Origin of the sequence: Xanthomonas vasicola, from assembly GCF_000772705.2 — a bacterium.
Lineage (GTDB): Bacteria > Pseudomonadota > Gammaproteobacteria > Xanthomonadales > Xanthomonadaceae > Xanthomonas > Xanthomonas vasicola.
Genome location: NZ_JSBW02000056.1, coordinates 1 through 15,802 on the forward strand (window position 1 = coordinate 1; position 15,802 = coordinate 15,802).

The 15,802-nt window shown below is 62.6% G+C and carries 10 protein-coding genes, 2 other RNA genes and 6 pseudogenes; 7 read left to right on the forward strand and 11 right to left on the reverse strand.

The window, feature by feature from the left end; genetic code table 11:
* Window positions 1–114 precede the first annotated feature (114 nt).
* Window positions 115–1,159: pseudogene (locus NX05_RS16150) on the reverse strand (GGDEF domain-containing protein); the annotation flags it as partial.
* A gap of 699 nt (window positions 1,160–1,858) precedes the next feature.
* On the opposite strand from NX05_RS16150, the gene NX05_RS16155 reads away from it, so the two are divergent.
* The gene (locus tag NX05_RS16155; RefSeq protein WP_039435422.1) at window positions 1,859–2,950 is read left to right on the forward strand and encodes a DUF1615 domain-containing protein; all 1,092 of its coding nucleotides are present in this window, start codon (window positions 1,859–1,861) and stop codon (window positions 2,948–2,950) included.
* 50 nt (window positions 2,951–3,000) lie between these two features.
* Here the strand turns inward: NX05_RS16155 and NX05_RS16160 are convergent.
* Window positions 3,001–3,966: pseudogene (locus NX05_RS16160) on the reverse strand (GAD-like domain-containing protein); the annotation flags it as partial.
* Between the two features lie 521 nt (window positions 3,967–4,487).
* On the opposite strand from NX05_RS16160, the gene NX05_RS16165 reads away from it, so the two are divergent.
* Window positions 4,488–6,812: a S9 family peptidase gene (locus NX05_RS16165; protein ID WP_039435427.1), complete on the forward strand. Its 2,325-nt coding sequence runs from the start codon at window positions 4,488–4,490 to the stop codon at window positions 6,810–6,812.
* 126 nt (window positions 6,813–6,938) lie between these two features.
* Here NX05_RS16165 and NX05_RS22870 read toward each other — a convergent pair.
* Window positions 6,939–7,005: non-coding RNA, sX9 sRNA (locus NX05_RS22870), on the reverse strand.
* Between the two features lie 59 nt (window positions 7,006–7,064).
* Window positions 7,065–7,514, reverse strand: a pseudogene (locus NX05_RS16170) (alpha/beta hydrolase family protein); the annotation flags it as partial.
* Between NX05_RS16170 and NX05_RS25270 the strand changes: the two are divergent.
* Together NX05_RS25270 and NX05_RS16175 are read left to right on the forward strand one after the other, a co-directional pair.
* Window positions 7,513–7,617 (forward strand): annotated as a pseudogene (locus NX05_RS25270) (CPBP family intramembrane glutamic endopeptidase); the annotation flags it as partial. The pseudogenes NX05_RS16170 and NX05_RS25270 sit on opposite strands and share 2 nt — an antisense overlap.
* A gap of 296 nt (window positions 7,618–7,913) precedes the next feature.
* The gene (locus tag NX05_RS16175) at window positions 7,914–8,375 is read left to right on the forward strand and encodes a DUF4126 family protein (protein WP_039435430.1); all 462 of its coding nucleotides are present in this window, start codon (window positions 7,914–7,916) and stop codon (window positions 8,373–8,375) included.
* A 7-nt stretch (window positions 8,376–8,382) separates the two neighbouring features.
* On the opposite strand, the pseudogene NX05_RS23880 reads toward NX05_RS16175, so the two are convergent.
* Both NX05_RS23880 and NX05_RS16180 read right to left on the reverse strand, forming a co-directional pair.
* A pseudogene (locus NX05_RS23880) lies at window positions 8,383–8,701 on the reverse strand (VOC family protein).
* Window positions 8,702–8,759: 58 nt separating this feature from the next.
* Complete coding sequence (locus NX05_RS16180; protein ID WP_039435431.1) at window positions 8,760–9,734, reverse strand: glutathione S-transferase family protein; 975 nt, start codon at window positions 9,732–9,734, stop codon at window positions 8,760–8,762.
* A 406-nt stretch (window positions 9,735–10,140) separates the two neighbouring features.
* On the opposite strand from NX05_RS16180, the gene NX05_RS16185 reads away from it, so the two are divergent.
* Window positions 10,141–11,727 carry an SDR family NAD(P)-dependent oxidoreductase gene (locus tag NX05_RS16185; protein ID WP_039435434.1) on the forward strand — a complete coding sequence of 529 codons (1,587 nt, stop codon included), beginning with the start codon at window positions 10,141–10,143 and terminating at the stop codon, window positions 11,725–11,727.
* Window positions 11,728–12,071: 344 nt separating this feature from the next.
* Here NX05_RS16185 and NX05_RS16190 read toward each other — a convergent pair whose 3' ends face one another.
* From NX05_RS16190 to NX05_RS16205, 4 genes are all read right to left on the reverse strand, one after another.
* Window positions 12,072–12,659: a hypothetical protein gene (locus NX05_RS16190; RefSeq protein WP_172645744.1), complete on the reverse strand. Its 588-nt coding sequence runs from the start codon at window positions 12,657–12,659 to the stop codon at window positions 12,072–12,074.
* A gap of 439 nt (window positions 12,660–13,098) precedes the next feature.
* Window positions 13,099–13,410, reverse strand: coding sequence for a hypothetical protein (locus NX05_RS16195; RefSeq protein ID WP_039435436.1), 312 nt, complete (start codon window positions 13,408–13,410; stop codon window positions 13,099–13,101).
* Window positions 13,407–13,901 (reverse strand): hypothetical protein, encoded by a 495-nt coding sequence (locus NX05_RS16200; RefSeq protein ID WP_104607797.1) that lies wholly within the window; start codon window positions 13,899–13,901, stop codon window positions 13,407–13,409. Before NX05_RS16200 ends, NX05_RS16195 begins: the two co-directional genes overlap by 4 nt.
* Window positions 13,902–13,933: 32 nt before the next feature.
* Window positions 13,934–14,200 (reverse strand): transposase, encoded by a 267-nt coding sequence (locus NX05_RS16205; protein WP_039435439.1) that lies wholly within the window; start codon window positions 14,198–14,200, stop codon window positions 13,934–13,936.
* On the opposite strand from NX05_RS16205, the gene NX05_RS16210 reads away from it, so the two are divergent.
* A complete protein-coding gene (locus NX05_RS16210) occupies window positions 14,181–14,714 on the forward strand; it encodes a transposase (protein WP_230597810.1) in 534 nt (177 codons plus the stop codon). The two genes, NX05_RS16205 and NX05_RS16210, sit on opposite strands and share 20 nt — an antisense overlap.
* A 116-nt stretch (window positions 14,715–14,830) precedes the next feature.
* On the opposite strand, the gene NX05_RS16220 is transcribed toward NX05_RS16210, so the two are convergent.
* A non-coding RNA gene (locus tag NX05_RS16220) (sX9 sRNA) lies at window positions 14,831–14,906 on the reverse strand.
* Window positions 14,907–14,990: 84 nt separating this feature from the next.
* Here NX05_RS16220 and NX05_RS16215 point away from each other — a divergent pair.
* Window positions 14,991–15,675: pseudogene (locus NX05_RS16215) on the forward strand (IS4 family transposase); the annotation flags it as partial.
* Window positions 15,676–15,802 lie beyond the last annotated feature (127 nt).

A 15,802-nucleotide genomic window follows, 5' to 3' on the forward strand; every position in this document is an offset into this window, starting at 1 on the left:
AACACCTCACGCCGCGTCCGCTTGCGCTTGCCGTTGTACTCCGCATCGCCGAAGGTCAGTTGCATCGTCGTTGTCCGTTGCGTCTGTGTGATTGTCGCAGGATCAAGGGGAGTTGTTCAGAGTTTCCTTAGGGTCGTCTGCGGCCTTGGCGGCGATGATTTGGGCACCAAGATCGTCGGCCTTCAACGCGGTCAAGGCCTGCAGCAAGACGGCGTGGCACGCCGCCACGCGACCGATGTTGTCTTGTTTCTGCATCAATGGCAGCGCCTCACGCGCCATCGTCACTGCAGAGGCGGCATCGCCGGTTTCGATCAGGGCCTCGCTGGCGCTGGTCAGCGCTGCAGCCACGCCGGCCTGGTCGCGCAGCTCGCGGCTGAGTGCCAACGCGCGCCTGAAAATGCAGCAACGCCGCTTCGGGTTGGCGTGCCGCCAGCACAGTGCCGAACTCGTATTCGATCAGGCTGCGCTGGAAGCGTGCCGGCTGATCATGCAGGCGCGAGAGCGCGTGTTGCAGGTAGTCCTCGGTTTCATTGTCTTCGGCGGCGCGGCCACCGACGCGGCTGGCCAATGACCCGAGTTGCGTCAACGCATCGAGCTCCAGCACCAGGATCTTCTCGCGCGCCGCACATTGATAACTGGCCTGCGCCGCGCTCCAGGATTCATCGCTGCTGCCTGAAGCAAGCATGCTCCACATGTCGATCGCCTCCACTTCGCACAGCAGGTCGTTGCGGCCCAGCGCGCGCGTGCGTTGGCGTAGTGCTTCCAAGCGCGCCACCATGATGCGATTGGGATTTTCGCGCACATCGCTGAGCGCCTGCACGATGTCCAACCACAGCTGCGCTTGCGTGGCGTTGCCGTGCAACTGGTCGAGCTTCCCGCGCGCTTGCACAAGCACGACCTGGCGGCGTTCGCTGTCTTCCAACGAAATGAGCACGCGTGCCTGCGCCAGCAAAGCCCAGAATTCGGCATCCACTTCATGATCGCGACTAGCCCGCTGCAGTGCGCCTTGCGCGATCTGCAATGCGGCCACAGGGTCGTCGATGGCTGCCGCCTCGATCGTCTTCCACGGCTGCGGCTGCGGCTGCGCCAACGCCACGGCGCTGCCTAGCAGCAACACAAACGCAGGGAGCACGCGCCACCGGGCGACAAGCAGGCTCATCGCGCCATCACGTCGATGACGGGCCGCAGCGCGCGCACGCCGAGGTCGTTCCACCTCCACGCGCGTGGCGGCTTGCTGGTTGCTGCGGCATTTCAAGCACTCCCACGTTTGGACAGCGATGAAATCCAGCCGAATCTGCGGCGAAATCGCAATATTCCCAATGTCATACAACTGCAATGATGACCGACGCACGCGACAGATCCCGTGATCGACGCGGAAGCGGACGCGTTCGTTGTCGGCCCGAGTGGGCCAGTCTTGAGTCTCGATGACGAAATGAGTCAGATGGTGCTTGCATCGGCGTAGACCCGCTGGGGACGGCGTTGGGGCGGGAATTGCTGGGCGCTTTCAGGGCTGCCGTACAGGCACTCGCTGCCTAGGTCTGCAGCCGAGCATTGAGTGCTATCAATGAATGCCGTCGGTCTCCCGACATCTCGCCGGACATGCTTGGTTGGATAACGCAGCACACCGCAATGCTTGAAACGGCATCCAGAACGACTCAATCGCCTGACTTCGCGATGCAACTGAAGCAATGCACCTGAAGCAATGCAACTAGCACTCCAATATATCTTTTCCCAATCCTGCTGCCGTTGGTATGCAAGGGCAATGCAGCCTCACGCATAAGCAAGATGAAGGCTCCCGCAGGCGCGCCGCGTAAACTGGCGTACGGCAGCTGCCGCCCCTCGATCTTCCGGAGACGCCGTGACCTTGCCCCTGCCCCGCCTGCTCACGCTGCTCGTCATCGCCTTGCTATCGGCCTGCGCTACCCAGGCGCCGCGCGCACCGCAACGTTCGCCGGATGCGGTCAAGGCCGATATCGCGCGGCGCCTACCGGCAACCTTGCCCGACCGCGCCGGCTGGGCCAGCGATGTGTATGTGGCGCTGTCTTCGCAGGCGTTGGACACCAGCGCCGAGCACATTTGCGCAGTGCTGGCAGTGACCGAGCAGGAGTCGACCTACCAGGCCAATCCGGTGGTGCCCAACCTGGGCAAGATCGCGCGTGCGGAGATCGACCGCCGCGCCAGTGCGCACCACATCCCAGCTTTCATGGTCGATGCCGCCTTGCGTCTGAATTCGCCGGATGGCCGCAGCTATGCCACGCGCATCGCTGCCGCACGCACCGAGCAGGCATTGAGCCGCATCTTCGAAGACTTCACCGGCAGCGTGCCGTTGGGCGCGCGGTTGTTCGACGGGTTCAACCCGGTGCATACCGCCGGGCCGATGCAGGTGAGCATCGCGTTCGCAGAACAGCACGCGCAGCGCTATCCCTACCCGCCCGGTGATTCGATCCGCCATGAAGTCTTCAGCCGCCGTGGCGGGCTGTGGTTCGGCACGCTGCATCTGCTGGGGTACCCAGCCAACTACGACGCGCTACTGTATCGCTTCGCCGATTTCAATGCCGGTTGGTACGCCAGCCGCAACGCCGCCTTCCAGGCCGCGCTAAGCAAGGCCAGCGGGATTGCACTGGCTCTGGACGGCGATCTGCTCACGCCGGGCGCCAGCCTGGATGCACCAGGCAGTACCGAGCGCGCCGCACGCAGCCTGGGCAGCCAGCTGGCGATGAGCGACCGCGAGATCCGCCGCGCACTGGAGGCAGGCAACACCGCTGATTTCGCAGACACCGCGCTGTATCGCCAGGTGTTCGCGCTGGCCGAGCGCAGCGCCGGTATGTCGCTACCGCGCGCGGTGCTGCCAGGCATCACCCTGGAAAGCCCCAAGATCACCCGCACGCTCACCACCGCCTGGTTTGCGCAGCGGGTGAACGAGCGTTGGAAGCGCTGCATGAGCAAGTAAGCGACTGGCTTGCCGCGCTGCGAGCACTGCCTGCGCTGCGCACCGGCATCTCATGCCCCGCTCAGGCGACTGGTCAGCACATCGCCGACAACAGGACCATGGTCCACCTTGCCATCGCCACCGCGTTGGTATTTGATGGCGACCCGACACGCGGCAGAGTGCATCTCCCAGACCCAGCCATACAGGTCACGCCCCGTGTTTGGCGGCGAGCGCAGCGGCATGTTCATGCGCAGCCCATCGTCCTCGCCTCGGTCCAATGTACACATGACGGCGCCGGCACGGTTGTCTTCAACGTCGGGGGCGATGTCGTCCACATGGGTGATGGTGGCGATGATCGCTTCGGCATTCACCCGTTGCTGTAACGCACGTGGAAGATCGGCAAGCGGCGGCGCGGCGCGTCCACCGGATGGTTCCTCGACAAATGCATCGCTCAACGTCACTTTGCGAAAGTAGTACTCGCTGCGGCCCAACGTTTTCGAGCCATCCATGGCCGTTGCCATGTCTGCCAGTTCGTCGGCGCGCAGCAGAAACATGTCGGTCCCCGAGCGCATAACCACCAGTTGCGTATCGTTGGCATCGCTACCACTGGAATCGCTGCGCAACCGAATATCCAGCGTCACCTGTCGGTCGCCCATCTCGGTGTACGTCAGCTCATAGCTGCCCGCATACGCGCGCACATTGGTGCGTGCACGACTGCGATGATCGATTTTCCAGAACAGCAGGCGATACTGGCCGTCTGGCTCGAGCGCCACCATGCGATGCCAATCGATATACGACGACAAGTACACGCCGTGCAGGTCGTTGCTGGACTGTGGCTCGTTGAAGAGGCTCTCGAACATTGCGCGCTGCTCTGCGGGCACTGCATTACCATTGGTCGTGGGTGCAGTGGCAACGGTTGCAGACCCGTCGACCGCATCGCGAAGCCGGCTGTGCAGCGCCAACGCATCGACCTTGCTGACCCGCAGCATCTGCATCGATAACACCATCTGATCGATCTCGTAGACCTCGCAGGCAGCACCGGCGCATATGCGGCAATCAGATCCGCCGGGGCAGGCTGCGTCTTGTGCGGCGGCTGCGCCTTGATAAAGGGGGACAGTGCCAAGCGGCGGAACCGGGACATCAGACGGCCTCCAGTCAATGTGCGTGCGTTCAGTAAACCCAAGATCGGGCCAACATGGTCATCCATGGACGCAAAGAAGCGTAGTTCATGGCGGCGACGCTCTCGTAATTAGCCGCTGACCGGTCACCAGCCCACGTGCAGTCCACGGGTGTCTCTCCCTCGATGGGCATCGAGCTCGACGCACCTCAGGGTCATGCTGTAACAGTGCCAGACCAAGCGATCCGCACGGCAACCGGTGGATCGCATGTCACCCCCGCTTCGGCCACGCCCACTCGGTCGCCGAAACGCATGCGGCCCGCCACAGTCGCCAACCGCGCAAGCACGACTTCTGGCAGAGGCAGCCAGCCCTCACTGCGGGTAGCATCGGACGGTCGCGCCGACCGCAGTGCGCGCTCCTTTCGTCCCGGAGAGTCTTTCATGCCCACCCCGTTGCCGTTGCGGCACCTGTTCGTCGCCATCGCCCTGGCCACCCTACCGGCACTCGCCAGCGCCCAGACCCCTGCCGTTACCGAGGCCGACTACGCGCGCGCCGAGCGGCTGATCAACTACGCTGCACAGCCGCTGGTGGACCACGCCGCCAGCCGCATCGACTGGCTGGACGCCACGCATGTGGCTTATGTCGATCACGATGCCAAGGGCAACCGGCTGCTGCAGCTGGATACCAGCACCGGCAAGACCGCACCGCTCTTCAAACAGTCTGCGCTGGTCGCTTCGCTCAACACGCTGCTGAAGACCGGCGACAGACCGCTCAAGGCCGACACCTTCGCGCCGGTGGTCAAGGTCACCGCCGATGGTCGCTACCGCCTCAATGTGCGCGATACCGCGGTGGTCTGCGATGCGCGTGCGCGTTGCAGCAAGCTGTACGCCAAGGACCAACCGGAACCGGGCGTGTTGTCGCCGGACAAGCGCAGCGAGGCCTTCATTCGCGACTGGAACCTGTGGGTGCGCGATCTCGCCAGCGGGCAGGAAACCCAGCTCACCCGCGATGGTGTGGAAAACTTCGGCTATGCCACCGACAACGCCGGCTGGCAGCACACCGACAATGCCATCGTGGCGTGGTCGCCGGACTCCAGCAAGATCGCCACCTTCCAGCAGGACCAGCGCAAGACCGGGGACATGTATCTGGTCAGCACCAAGCTGGGGCACCCGGAACTGCAGTCGTGGAAATATCCGCTGGCCGGCGACAAGGACGTGACATTGATCGAGCGCGTCATCATCGACGTGCCCACCCGCAGCGTGCTGCGCCTGAAAACACCGCCGGATCAACACCGTTCCACGTTGTGCGACGACGTGAGCTGCTCGCCGGGCCTGTGGGACGATGTGAAGTGGGCACCGGACAGCAAGACCCTGGCGTTCGCCTCCACCTCGCACTTCCACAAGCAAACCTGGTTGCGCATCGCCGATGCCAGCACGGGCGCGGTGCGTACCGCCTTCAACGAAACCGTCAAAACCTATTACGAAAGCGGCCAGGTCGCCGCCAACTGGGCGTATCTGCCGGCCAGCAATGAGGCGGTGTGGTTCTCCGAACGCAGCGATTGGGGCCAGCTGTATCTCTACGATCTGGCCACCGGCAAACCCAAGCGCGCCATCACCACCGGCGAAGGCAACGTCACCGAGCTGCTACGCGTGGACCCGGCCACGCGCACCGCATGGTTTGTCGGCGTTGGCCGCAGCGCGGGCGTGGACCCGTACTACCAACAGCTGTGGAAAGTGAGCCTGGATGGCGGCGAGCCGGTCTTGCTCACGCCCGAACCCGCCAACCACAGCATCGCGCTGTCGCCCGATGGCGCACGTTTTGTCGACACCTATTCCACCTCGGTGACGCCGCCGGTCACGCTGCTGCGCGAGGCCGGCGACGGCCGCACCGTCAGCACCATTGTCACGGCTGATATCACCCGCCTCAAGGCTGCCGGCTGGGTGCCGCCGGAGCCCATTACGGTGAAGGCACGCGATGGCAAGACCACGTTGTATGGGTTGATGTTCAAGCCCACCCACTTCGACCCGACGCGCAAGTATCCGGTCATCGATTACGTCTACCCGGGCCCGCAGACCGGCTCGGTGCGTGGGCGTAGTTTCCTCGCCGGCCATGGCGACAACCAGTCGCTGGCAGAACTGGGCTTTATCGTGGTGGCCATCGATGGCATGGGCACGCCGTGGCGCTCCAAGAGTTTCCACGACACCTGGTACGCCAACATGGGCGATAACACCTTGCCCGACCAGGTCGCCGGCTTGAAGGAGCTTGGTCAGCGTTATCCCTGGATCGACCTGGATCGCGTCGGCATCTGGGGCCATTCCGGCGGCGGCAATGCTTCAACCGGTGCGATGCTGCGCTATCCGGATTTCTTCAAGGTGGCCTGGTCGGAAAGCGGCAATCACGACAACCGCGGCTACGAAGACGACTGGGCCGAGAAGTATCACGGCGAGCACATTGTCAACAAAGATGGCACGTCCAATTACGACGACCAGGCCAACGCCAACCACGCCAGCAAGCTCAAAGGCCGGTTGATGTTGGTGCATGGCACCCTGGACGACAACGTGCCGCCGTACCTCACCTTGCTGGTGGCCGATGCCTTGATCAAGGCCAACAAGAACTTCGACATGCTGATGCTGCCCAACGCCAAGCACGGCTATGGCGATCTCACCCCGTACGTCACCCGCCGCCGCTGGGACTATTTCGTGCAGTACCTGCTTGGCGCCACCCCGCCGGCGCAGTACCAGATGAAGCCGATGCCGGCGAATTGAGCGGCGTGGAGGCTGTGCGGTGGCCGATGCTGCGCTAGGTGCACGGCTAAGAGTGAGCAACCTCACGTCGCTAAGCCACACGTATCATGCGGGCAAACCCCGATGACACGTGTGGCCACTGAGAAGGGCTAACGCAACGTAGCGAGCGGTCGTCAGGTGGGCGCGGACGAACCGGCGTGCAAGAGTGACACATGCCGATTCCGAGCACCGACTGCACTCGCCTGGCGGCTGCGCAGTCGTTATCAGCCGCTCTTATTTCGCCGTGCTGCCACCGAGCTGCTTGCTCAAAAACGCCAGCAAGCGCGTGTAGTACTCGCGACGATGTGGCTCGGTGTAGAACCCGTGGCCCTCGTTAGGGAAGTACAGCGACTCCACCGGTACACCAGCTCCCTTGAGTGCACGCTCCACACGTTTGGTGTGTTCAATCGGCGCACGCTCTTCCTTGCCGCCGGCGGCAAGAAACACCGGCACCTTGATCTGATTGGCTAGATTGACCGGCGAACGTGCGGCCAGGGTGTCGCGCGCGCCGAGCCAGTCGCCGGTCCAGTTCTTTGCCCAACGCGCGTAGCGCCCGGTATCGCGCGCCATCATGTCCAGATCGTAGACGCCCACATAGCCAGCGCCGCAGCGGTGCAGGGTTGGCTCCTTGGCCACACCCATCAACGCGGCATAGCCGCCGTAACTTGCGCCGTACAGGCATGCGTTCGGCCCTGAGGCATCGCTTCCGGCAATGCTTGTTTGCCTCGCCGTGGGTTTGGCGGTTGTCTGGCTGGCATGGCGCCAGGGTCAGTTCGCCGAGCAATGATTCTGCAAGATCGCATTGCAGGATGTTGATCAACACCCCAAAGCGAAGGCCTCCGCTGCGATCAGGCACACGCGGCAGAGCTGTGCACCCATGCCACAGGAGCAACAATGCCGCCAGATAGTCTGGCGGCGCATTGCATCCGGCAAACCATCGGCATGCGGGCGCAACCGATGCGCGGCGTGCACAAGGTCTTGCCAACTCCCACACATGTCACGCCCTAGTCTGCGCAGAGTGATAACCACGTGCCACACGCAGCGCATTCCGGCTGCGATGATCGCGCACATGCAGAGGTGCACATGGCTTTGATCCACTCCATTTTGATGGGCGCTGTTGCCGGCATGCGCTCGATGACGCCGCTGGCCGCCGTCGCCAATGCTGCACGCACCGGCAAGCTGCCTGCCGACAATGGCGCGCCCGCATTGCTCGCCAATCCCCTGGCATCGGCCGGCATGCTGGCACTGGCTGGCGGCGAATTGGCCGGCGACAAGATGAAGACCGCGCCAGACCGCATCGTGCTCCCGGGAATGATCGCCCGCATCGCCACAGGCGTCATCGTGGGCACCGCCTTGGCACCGCGCGAGCAACGCGGCATTGCCGCGCTGCTCGGTGCAACGACCGCAGTTGCAGCTGCCTATCTCACCTTCAACGCACGGATGCGTGCGATCGAGCGCTACGGCCAGACCAGCACCGGCGTTGTCGAAGATGCGATTTCGTTAGGTGCGGCGACGCTGATCATGCGTGATGCGGCGAAGCGATAACCTACCGCTACTTACTTCGGGCTGGTGATGGAAGACCTGCCGGTGGACGTGCAGGCCACGGTAGTGCCGGCGCTTGTTCTGCAGTCACGCCACCAGGCCTGAGCTGCAAGCCAACCGTTGCACCGTTGCCAGGGCGTGCTGGTGCATCGTCAATCGGCTCGCTCACACAAAAGGTGCTGCCCGCATGCCGATAGAACAGGCGTGTATGCCCCGAGGCCGCCTGATTGACGAACGGCGCAGGTGCCCCGAAGACGCCCTCTAACACCGCGTCGTAAAACGCACGCGTACGCGCGATCGTTCGAGCCCACCATCACATGATTGAGCATGACGTCATCCTGCGAATCGTATGGGTGCGCAGCGAACACGCCATGTCGAACATGCAAGTCAGCCACCACGCCCATGGGGCGCATCCAGATCCAGCAGTGGCCCCATCGGCACGATACCGGTCGGGTTGATGGTCTCGTGACTCTGGTAGTAATGACCCTTGATGTGCTGGAAGTTCACCGTCTCGGCAATCCCCGGCATCTGATAAAGCTCGCGCAGGAATCCCGACAAGTGCGGGTAATCGGCGATGCGCCGCAGATTGCACTTGAAGTGCCCCACGTACACCGCATCGAAGCGCACCAGCGTGGTGAACAGGCGCCAGTCCGCTTCGGTGAGGCGATCGCCGCAAAGATAGCGCTGCGCGCTCAGGCGTGCTTCCAACCAATCCAGGCTTTCGAACAGCGGCACCACCGCTTCTTCATAGGCTGCCTGGGTAGTCGCAAAGCCTGCCTTGTACACGCCATTGTTGACGGTGTCATAGACACGTGCGTTGACCGCATCGATCTGCTCACGCAGCGGCTGCGGATAAAAATCGCCTTCCGTCGCCCCAACCTCATCGAAGGCGCTATTGAACATGCGGATGATATCGGCCGACTCGTTGCTCACCACTGTCTTGCGCTCGCGGTCCCACAACACCGGCACGGTCACCCGCCCGGAATAATGCGGGTCGGCCTTGAGGTACACCTCGTACAGATACTGCGCATGATGCTCGATGCCGCCAATCACACCCGGCCCGTCGGCGAAAGTCCAACCATTTTTTCCCATCAACCAATGCACGACAGATACATCGATCATCGACTCCAGGCCTTTCAAACGACGAAAGAGCAGCGTGCGATGCGCCCACGGGCAGGCAAGCGACACATACAGGTGGTAACGCCCTGAAGCGGCCTGAAAGCCACCCTCGCCGTGCGGACCGGCACTGCCATCGCACGTGACCCAGTTACGAAACTTGGACTGCGAGCGCTCGAACCGCCCCTCACTCTTGCTGGTGTCATACCAACTGTCTTGCCACTTGCCATCGACCAACAAACCCATCGCGCTTTCTCCCGCCATTCCAATCAACGACGACCGTAGCCCACCGACGTTGCAGGCTGCGTGAGCAGCTCGCCTGGATTGCGCGCGTGTGAGAGGCCATCATCAGTGATGGGGCGCAGGCATACGCAGCACCTCAGTGCACGTGCCTGACAGCAGGCAAGCAACGCGAACCTTCCACATGTAGTTTGGTACCGCTGGCACAATGGCGCGGCAGCGCCCTGGCTGACCCGCTCAGACACCCGCATTGGCGCCAACCACCCACAATCGGCGAAAATGCCAGCCTGCCGACGTCGGCCAGCGGCAACACGCAGTGGCGCGCTCCCCGCCCGCGCAGCCGTCATCGTTTTCCCCCGCTGGCCACCGGCCATCATTGCCTCCGCCGCCAGCCGCTCATTCCGGATCGACCTTGAACACCAACGCCCCGCCCTTGCCCGACGACGACCTGCCCCTGACCGACCGCCTGCGCGCGGCGCTGGATCTGCTGGAGGCCATCGAAGCCGACCGCAGCGTGCTGGACACACTGCCCGAAGCCGACCGCGTGCGGCTGCACCAGGTGGTCGCAAAGGTCTATCACCCCGAGCCGAAAGCACGGCGGCAGTTGCTCAAGCAGCGCGAGCGCGAGCGCCACCAGGAAAAGGTGCGCAAGGCCGAAGCACTGCTGGAACAACGCGGCATCCGCGCACTGCGACGCAAGCCGGTATTCAGCACGCCGAACTATTTCCCGCCGCATACTGCCGGCCTGCACGACACGCATAACCGCGAGAATGCCGCTGCCGCGCCCGAGCCCACGCATTCGCCCGAGTTGCGTCATTGCTATGTGTGCAAGCAGAAGTTCACCGAGCTGCATCATTTCTACGACCAGATGTGCCCGGCCTGTGCGGAGCTGAATTTCTTTAAGCGCACCGAGACCGCCGACCTGCGCGGGCGCATTGCCTTGCTGACCGGCGGGCGCGTCAAGATCGGGTACCAAGCGGGCTTGAAGTTGCTGCGTGCCGGCGCAGAGTTGATTGTCACCACGCGCTTCCCGCGCGATTCGGCTGCGCGCTATGCGCAGGAACCGGACTTCGCGCAATGGGGCCATCGTTTGCAGGTGTTCGGCCTGGACCTGCGCCACACCCCCAGCGTGGAAGCCTTCTGCAATGAACTGCTGGCCACGCGCGAGCGCCTGGATTTCATCATCAACAACGCCTGCCAGACCGTGCGCCGCCCGCCGCAGTTCTACACGCACATGATGGCCGGCGAAACCGCCGCATTGCACGAATTGCCGGAGACCGTGCGGAACCTTGTCGGTCATTACGAAGGCCTGCGCACTCCGGAGTTGCTCCGCGATGCTTCGGCCACTGCGTTGCCGGCAGTGCACGGACGTGGCATGGACAGTGCCGACGGCCTCACCCGCGCCGCGGAGCTGTCGCAGATCGCGATGCTGGATGACGAACTGGTGGGCCAGCAGCATCTGTTCCCCGACGGCCGCCTGGATCAGGACCTGCAACAGGTCGATTTGCGCGGTCGTAATTCCTGGCGCCTGTTGATGGCAGAAGTGCCGTCGGTGGAGCTGTTGGAAACGCAGTTGATCAACGCCATCGCACCCTTCATCATCAACGCGCGGCTCAAGCCGCTGATGCTGCGTACGCCCGAGCGCGACAAGCACATCGTCAATGTCTCCGCGATGGAAGGCCAGTTCTATCGCAATTTCAAGACCACGCGTCACCCGCACACCAACATGGCCAAGGCTGCGTTGAACATGATGACGCGCACCTCGGCGGCCGATTACCAGAACGACGGCATCCATATGAACAGCGTGGACACCGGTTGGGTCACCGACGAAGATCCGGCAGAGATTGCCGCACTGAAGGTGCAGCAGGAACGCTTCCACCCACCGCTGGATATCGTCGACGGCGCGGCGCGCATCGTCGACCCGATCATCCACGGTTTCAACACCGGCGAGCATGTGTGGGGGCAGTTCTTGAAGGATTACGCGCCGACCGATTGGTGAGGCGCGAAGGCGGGTGCCTGGCGATCCTTACCGGCACGCGTATTCCTCACCACCAGCAAAAACAGTGTTCGGTTGACGCTGTCGGGCATCCGGCGCTGTTGGCGCGATGCGCAGTGACACAGACTGCACGTGCGTGCACGAAACGCGTCGACCACATCGTCAACACATCCAGTGCAGAGGTGGGAAACGGCATCAACGACTCGTCGTGCATGTAGTGCCACGCCTGTCGGCAGGGATGCCATGCTTGCTTTTTCCCCGCGTGCTGCAACCGTGCAGGCCAACGTCTAGTCGTTGGCCCGCACATCGTTCGCTAGCCACATCCTGAGCGGATGCAACCCTGCAAACTATTTGCAGTCTTTGGAGACGGGCGCAACATCGACAGGCGTCACCTGCCCATCAGCGGCAACCCGCTTGACCGCAAAGGTGCAGACCGAGTTGCGAAAGTCCAGGTCCAACGCAACCTCGTAATCGGCACCAGCCTCCGGAACAAAGGTGGACGCCAGCAACGGCCCGCATGTCCAACCGCTTTTGAAGCCCGGCGTGCTGGTCCAATGCGCCGGCGAACTGGCACCGGCTTCCACCACCACCGGCTTGCCAGCTTCGATCGCATATTCCTTGTAGAACGGCTTGGAACCGATCATCTTGCGCTCGTGCAGGTTGCGCGTGTTCTGGGTCTCCGGAATGCCGATCGCCTGGTTCTTCACCGACCCCATCAGCGAGCCGAACGCACTCCCCAACGAACCGGACGCACGCACCTTCTCGCCATACATGGCGGTACACACAGCGTCCTTGTACAACACGATTCCCACGCCGTTCTGACCAAACATGCGGATGCGCGCACCCGTGCCATCGATCTGCGCAGGCGCTTGTTCGGCAGCCAGTACGGGGGCGACACACGCAGCCGCCAAGGACACAACGAGCAATCGAATCATCACGTTCAACACAGCCTCCACAGTTCCATCGAACCTCTTGGTTGGCGTGTACTAGCGGCAGGTTGCGTGAATTCTTGAACTCCGGTGCAAGTGCCACGCCCAAGTGAGGCACATATCACCGAAGGCATCACATCTGCCTGGCCGAGCGATACGCTTTTGCCCGCGATGTGGCCGCAACGCTCTGCATACTTCGACACATAGACCGGCCATGTTCGCACCGTCTCCAGACAGCCCTCGATGTTGAGCGGCATCTGACGATGTAAAGCGTGGATAGATGTGTTCCAAACAGCCGGGCGCGCCTGCAGTCGCATCTACGCAAGATGGAAGAAAGCTTCCTTCCAGCGGCATAGCAGATGACCCGCGCCTTGTGCAGTTTTTGCCGCACGGTGCATGGCCGACTCACGCTGCAATCATCCCGGCAGGCGTCGCAGGCTCTGCGCTATCGCCGATCCGCATCCTTGATGGCTTGCGCGCGCGCAAGCGTGTTGGTCAAGGCCAAAACCTCCGGCAATTCGTGCCGAAAGGCATCTAGCTGCCCGGCTGGCACCACACCTTCGACGTTTGACTGGTCGAAGATCGGGCGGCCTTCCATGTAAAAGCCATCGCGGCCCTGCACGACGAAGTGGAAGCACGATTGCCACCGCGGATCGGGGCGACCGGACAGCTCCACAACGACCTTGCTGCTCGCTCGCCCGGTTTCGCCCGAAGTGACGGTCACGGTGCGTGCCGTAATCTGATTCCCGATATTCATGTTGGCAATAATCGTGGGTAGGCCGTCGCCGCACTGTGATCCGGGAGGCTATTGATACGTTTCAAAAAGCAATCAACCAAGATCTTCATCGATTCGCGATTGAAGTCATCGTTGATGTTGAAGGTGCGGAAGCGACGCCCAGACCATAGAGCATCGGACATGAAGTCCGCCGGCCAAGTGTGGTTCGCCGCTTGTGGGATCTCCAGCGTCGCGCGGACGCGATCAGGCAGCCAGCGCTTGCCGCGACGTGGAAGCTTGAGCTTGAGCGTGGTGTAGACCCGCCAGGCGCGGGGCCAGCCCCAGCCCCTCGGCCGCAATGCCCACTCCATCAGCAGGCCAACACCGTGTTCGGGGTTGTTCTCCAGGTGCGCCTGGATTGCGGCGATGAGCGGGCCATCGTCGCGCTGGCGCGGACGGTAATGCCGTGCAGATCGGGATAGCTGCAACACCCGATCAGCTCGACGGGCACTGAGGCCGTGAGCGGTTTGCATGACCAGACTCAATTGCAGTCGACGAGCCTGGCTCAACCTTTTCGCGACAGCACGTCCTTGAGCGCGTGGTGATCCAGTGCCAGCTCGGCATACATGCGCTTGATCCGGGCCAACTCGGCTTCCACGTCCTTCAGACGCGGCAACTGCGACACCTCCATGCCGGCATATTTGGACTTCCAGACGTAATAGGTCGGCTCGCTGATCCCGTGCTTGCGACAGGTCTCGCCGACCTTTGCACCGGCCTCGACCTCTTTAAGGATCCGGACCAGCTGTTCTTCGGTGAACTTCGACTTCTCCATGCAGAGCTCCTTGGGGTGGAACTCTACTTCCAGGTGGATGGAATTAACGAGGACGCTTCAAAACTACGTCGCATTGTTCAATGGCCGCCACGGGCGCACGGGTACGCTATGGGAAGGACGGTACAAAGCATGTCTTGTGGACAGTGCGGACGACGTCCTTCGCTGCTATCGCTACATTGAGCTCAATCCGGTGCGTGCTCGCCTGGCCGACAACCCGGCGGCGTATCGCTGGCCCAGTTGCCCAGCCAACCTAGGCCAGCGCAAGCACTCCGCGCTGGCACCGCATCCCTGTTGGTTTGCGCTTGGCAGCGACCTGATCGAGCGATCCAACGCCTACCGTGCCCTGCTCGATGAAGCCCTCTCCGACGAACTGCTCGCCAACATTCGTCTTCATCTACAGCAGCAGCGAGCCCTGGGCCACGACGCCTTCCGCGCAATGATCCAAGCCAAGACCCACCGCTTTGCAGGCGTCAGGCCCGCTCATCGGCCACGCAAACCTGACATCGCCGACTAATAAGTTAACCTGACCCTGAGATTTCCCCACATTTCTTCCTTCGAGATCAAGCACTTGGTGGGCCAGGCGGTGGAAGAAGGTGCGCGCATGGGGCGCGCTTCAAGGTGACTAAGAGCGGCTAACAAAACGTAGCGAGCAGCCGTCAGGTGGGCGCGGACGGCGCGCAGGAACCGCAGTGTACGAGTGGTACATGAGGATTCCGAGCACAGGCCGCGCCCGCCTGGCGGTTGCGCAGTAGTTTTGTTAGCTGCTCTAAGCCAGAGAAGAGTGCCGACCATGCGCGCCAGCGAAGTATTGCAGAAGTGCCTGTCTAACTCACTCTCCGGCATGCATGCGTTACGCCAACGCGCCTTGCTGCGCGCGGTTGAAGGGCTGTTGCACGGAGGTCGGCTGACCCTGATCGACATTGCACGCGCGTGGCCTGGCGCGACGCGGGTACAAGGCATGCGACCGCCTGCTGTGCAATCGCAGGTTGCAGGCCGAGCGATCCATGATCGAGCGGGACATGGCGCATTGGCTACTGCGCGGCGACCAGCCGGTGATCGTCATCGACTGAAGCGATTTGAAGCCGGACAAGTCATGGTGCCTGCTGCGCGCCGCCGTGCCGATCGGTGGACGCACACTCACCTTGCTGGACATGGTGGTTGCCGGGAAACAGCAGGGATCGCCCGGCGCAGAAAAACGCTTCTTGCAGCAGCTCAGGGCACTGATTCCAGACGATGTGCGTCCGATCCTGGTCACTGACGCCGGATTCCGCACGCCATGGTTTCGCGCGGTGTCGGCGATGGGCTGGGACTGGGTCGGGCGTCTGCGCGGGCGCACGCAGGTCAAACCGCACGACGTGCCCGATGATGCAGCGCAATGGATCGATAGCCGTCGTCTGCATGCATTGGCGTCCAACCGTGCACGCGAATTGCCACCGATGCAGGCCAATCGCAGCGATCCACTCGATTGCCGCCTGGGTAATCCCCCCGCAGGTTAGCTGACGCCAGAAGTGGAATTTTCTCGTACCCTTTTCCGAGGAGGTTCCATGAAGACATCCCGCTTCACCGACAGCCAGATCATCGCCGTGCTCAAACAGGCCGAAG

Excerpts from the sequence above, each read along its gene's own strand:
- NX05_RS16165 (WP_039435427.1), top strand. The coding sequence starts at position 4,488 with ATGCCCACCCCGTTGCCGTTGCGGCACCTGTTCGTCGCCATCGCCCTG.
- NX05_RS16180 (WP_039435431.1), bottom strand. The coding sequence starts at position 9,734 with ATGGGTTTGTTGGTCGATGGCAAGTGGCAAGACAGTTGGTATGACACC.
- NX05_RS16190 (WP_172645744.1), bottom strand. The coding sequence starts at position 12,659 with ATGATTCGATTGCTCGTTGTGTCCTTGGCGGCTGCGTGTGTCGCCCCC.
- NX05_RS16175 (WP_039435430.1), top strand. The coding sequence starts at position 7,914 with ATGGCTTTGATCCACTCCATTTTGATGGGCGCTGTTGCCGGCATGCGC.
- NX05_RS16195 (WP_039435436.1), bottom strand. The coding sequence starts at position 13,410 with ATGAATATCGGGAATCAGATTACGGCACGCACCGTGACCGTCACTTCG.
- NX05_RS16200 (WP_104607797.1), bottom strand. The coding sequence starts at position 13,901 with ATGCAAACCGCTCACGGCCTCAGTGCCCGTCGAGCTGATCGGGTGTTG.
- NX05_RS16205 (WP_039435439.1), bottom strand. The coding sequence starts at position 14,200 with ATGGAGAAGTCGAAGTTCACCGAAGAACAGCTGGTCCGGATCCTTAAA.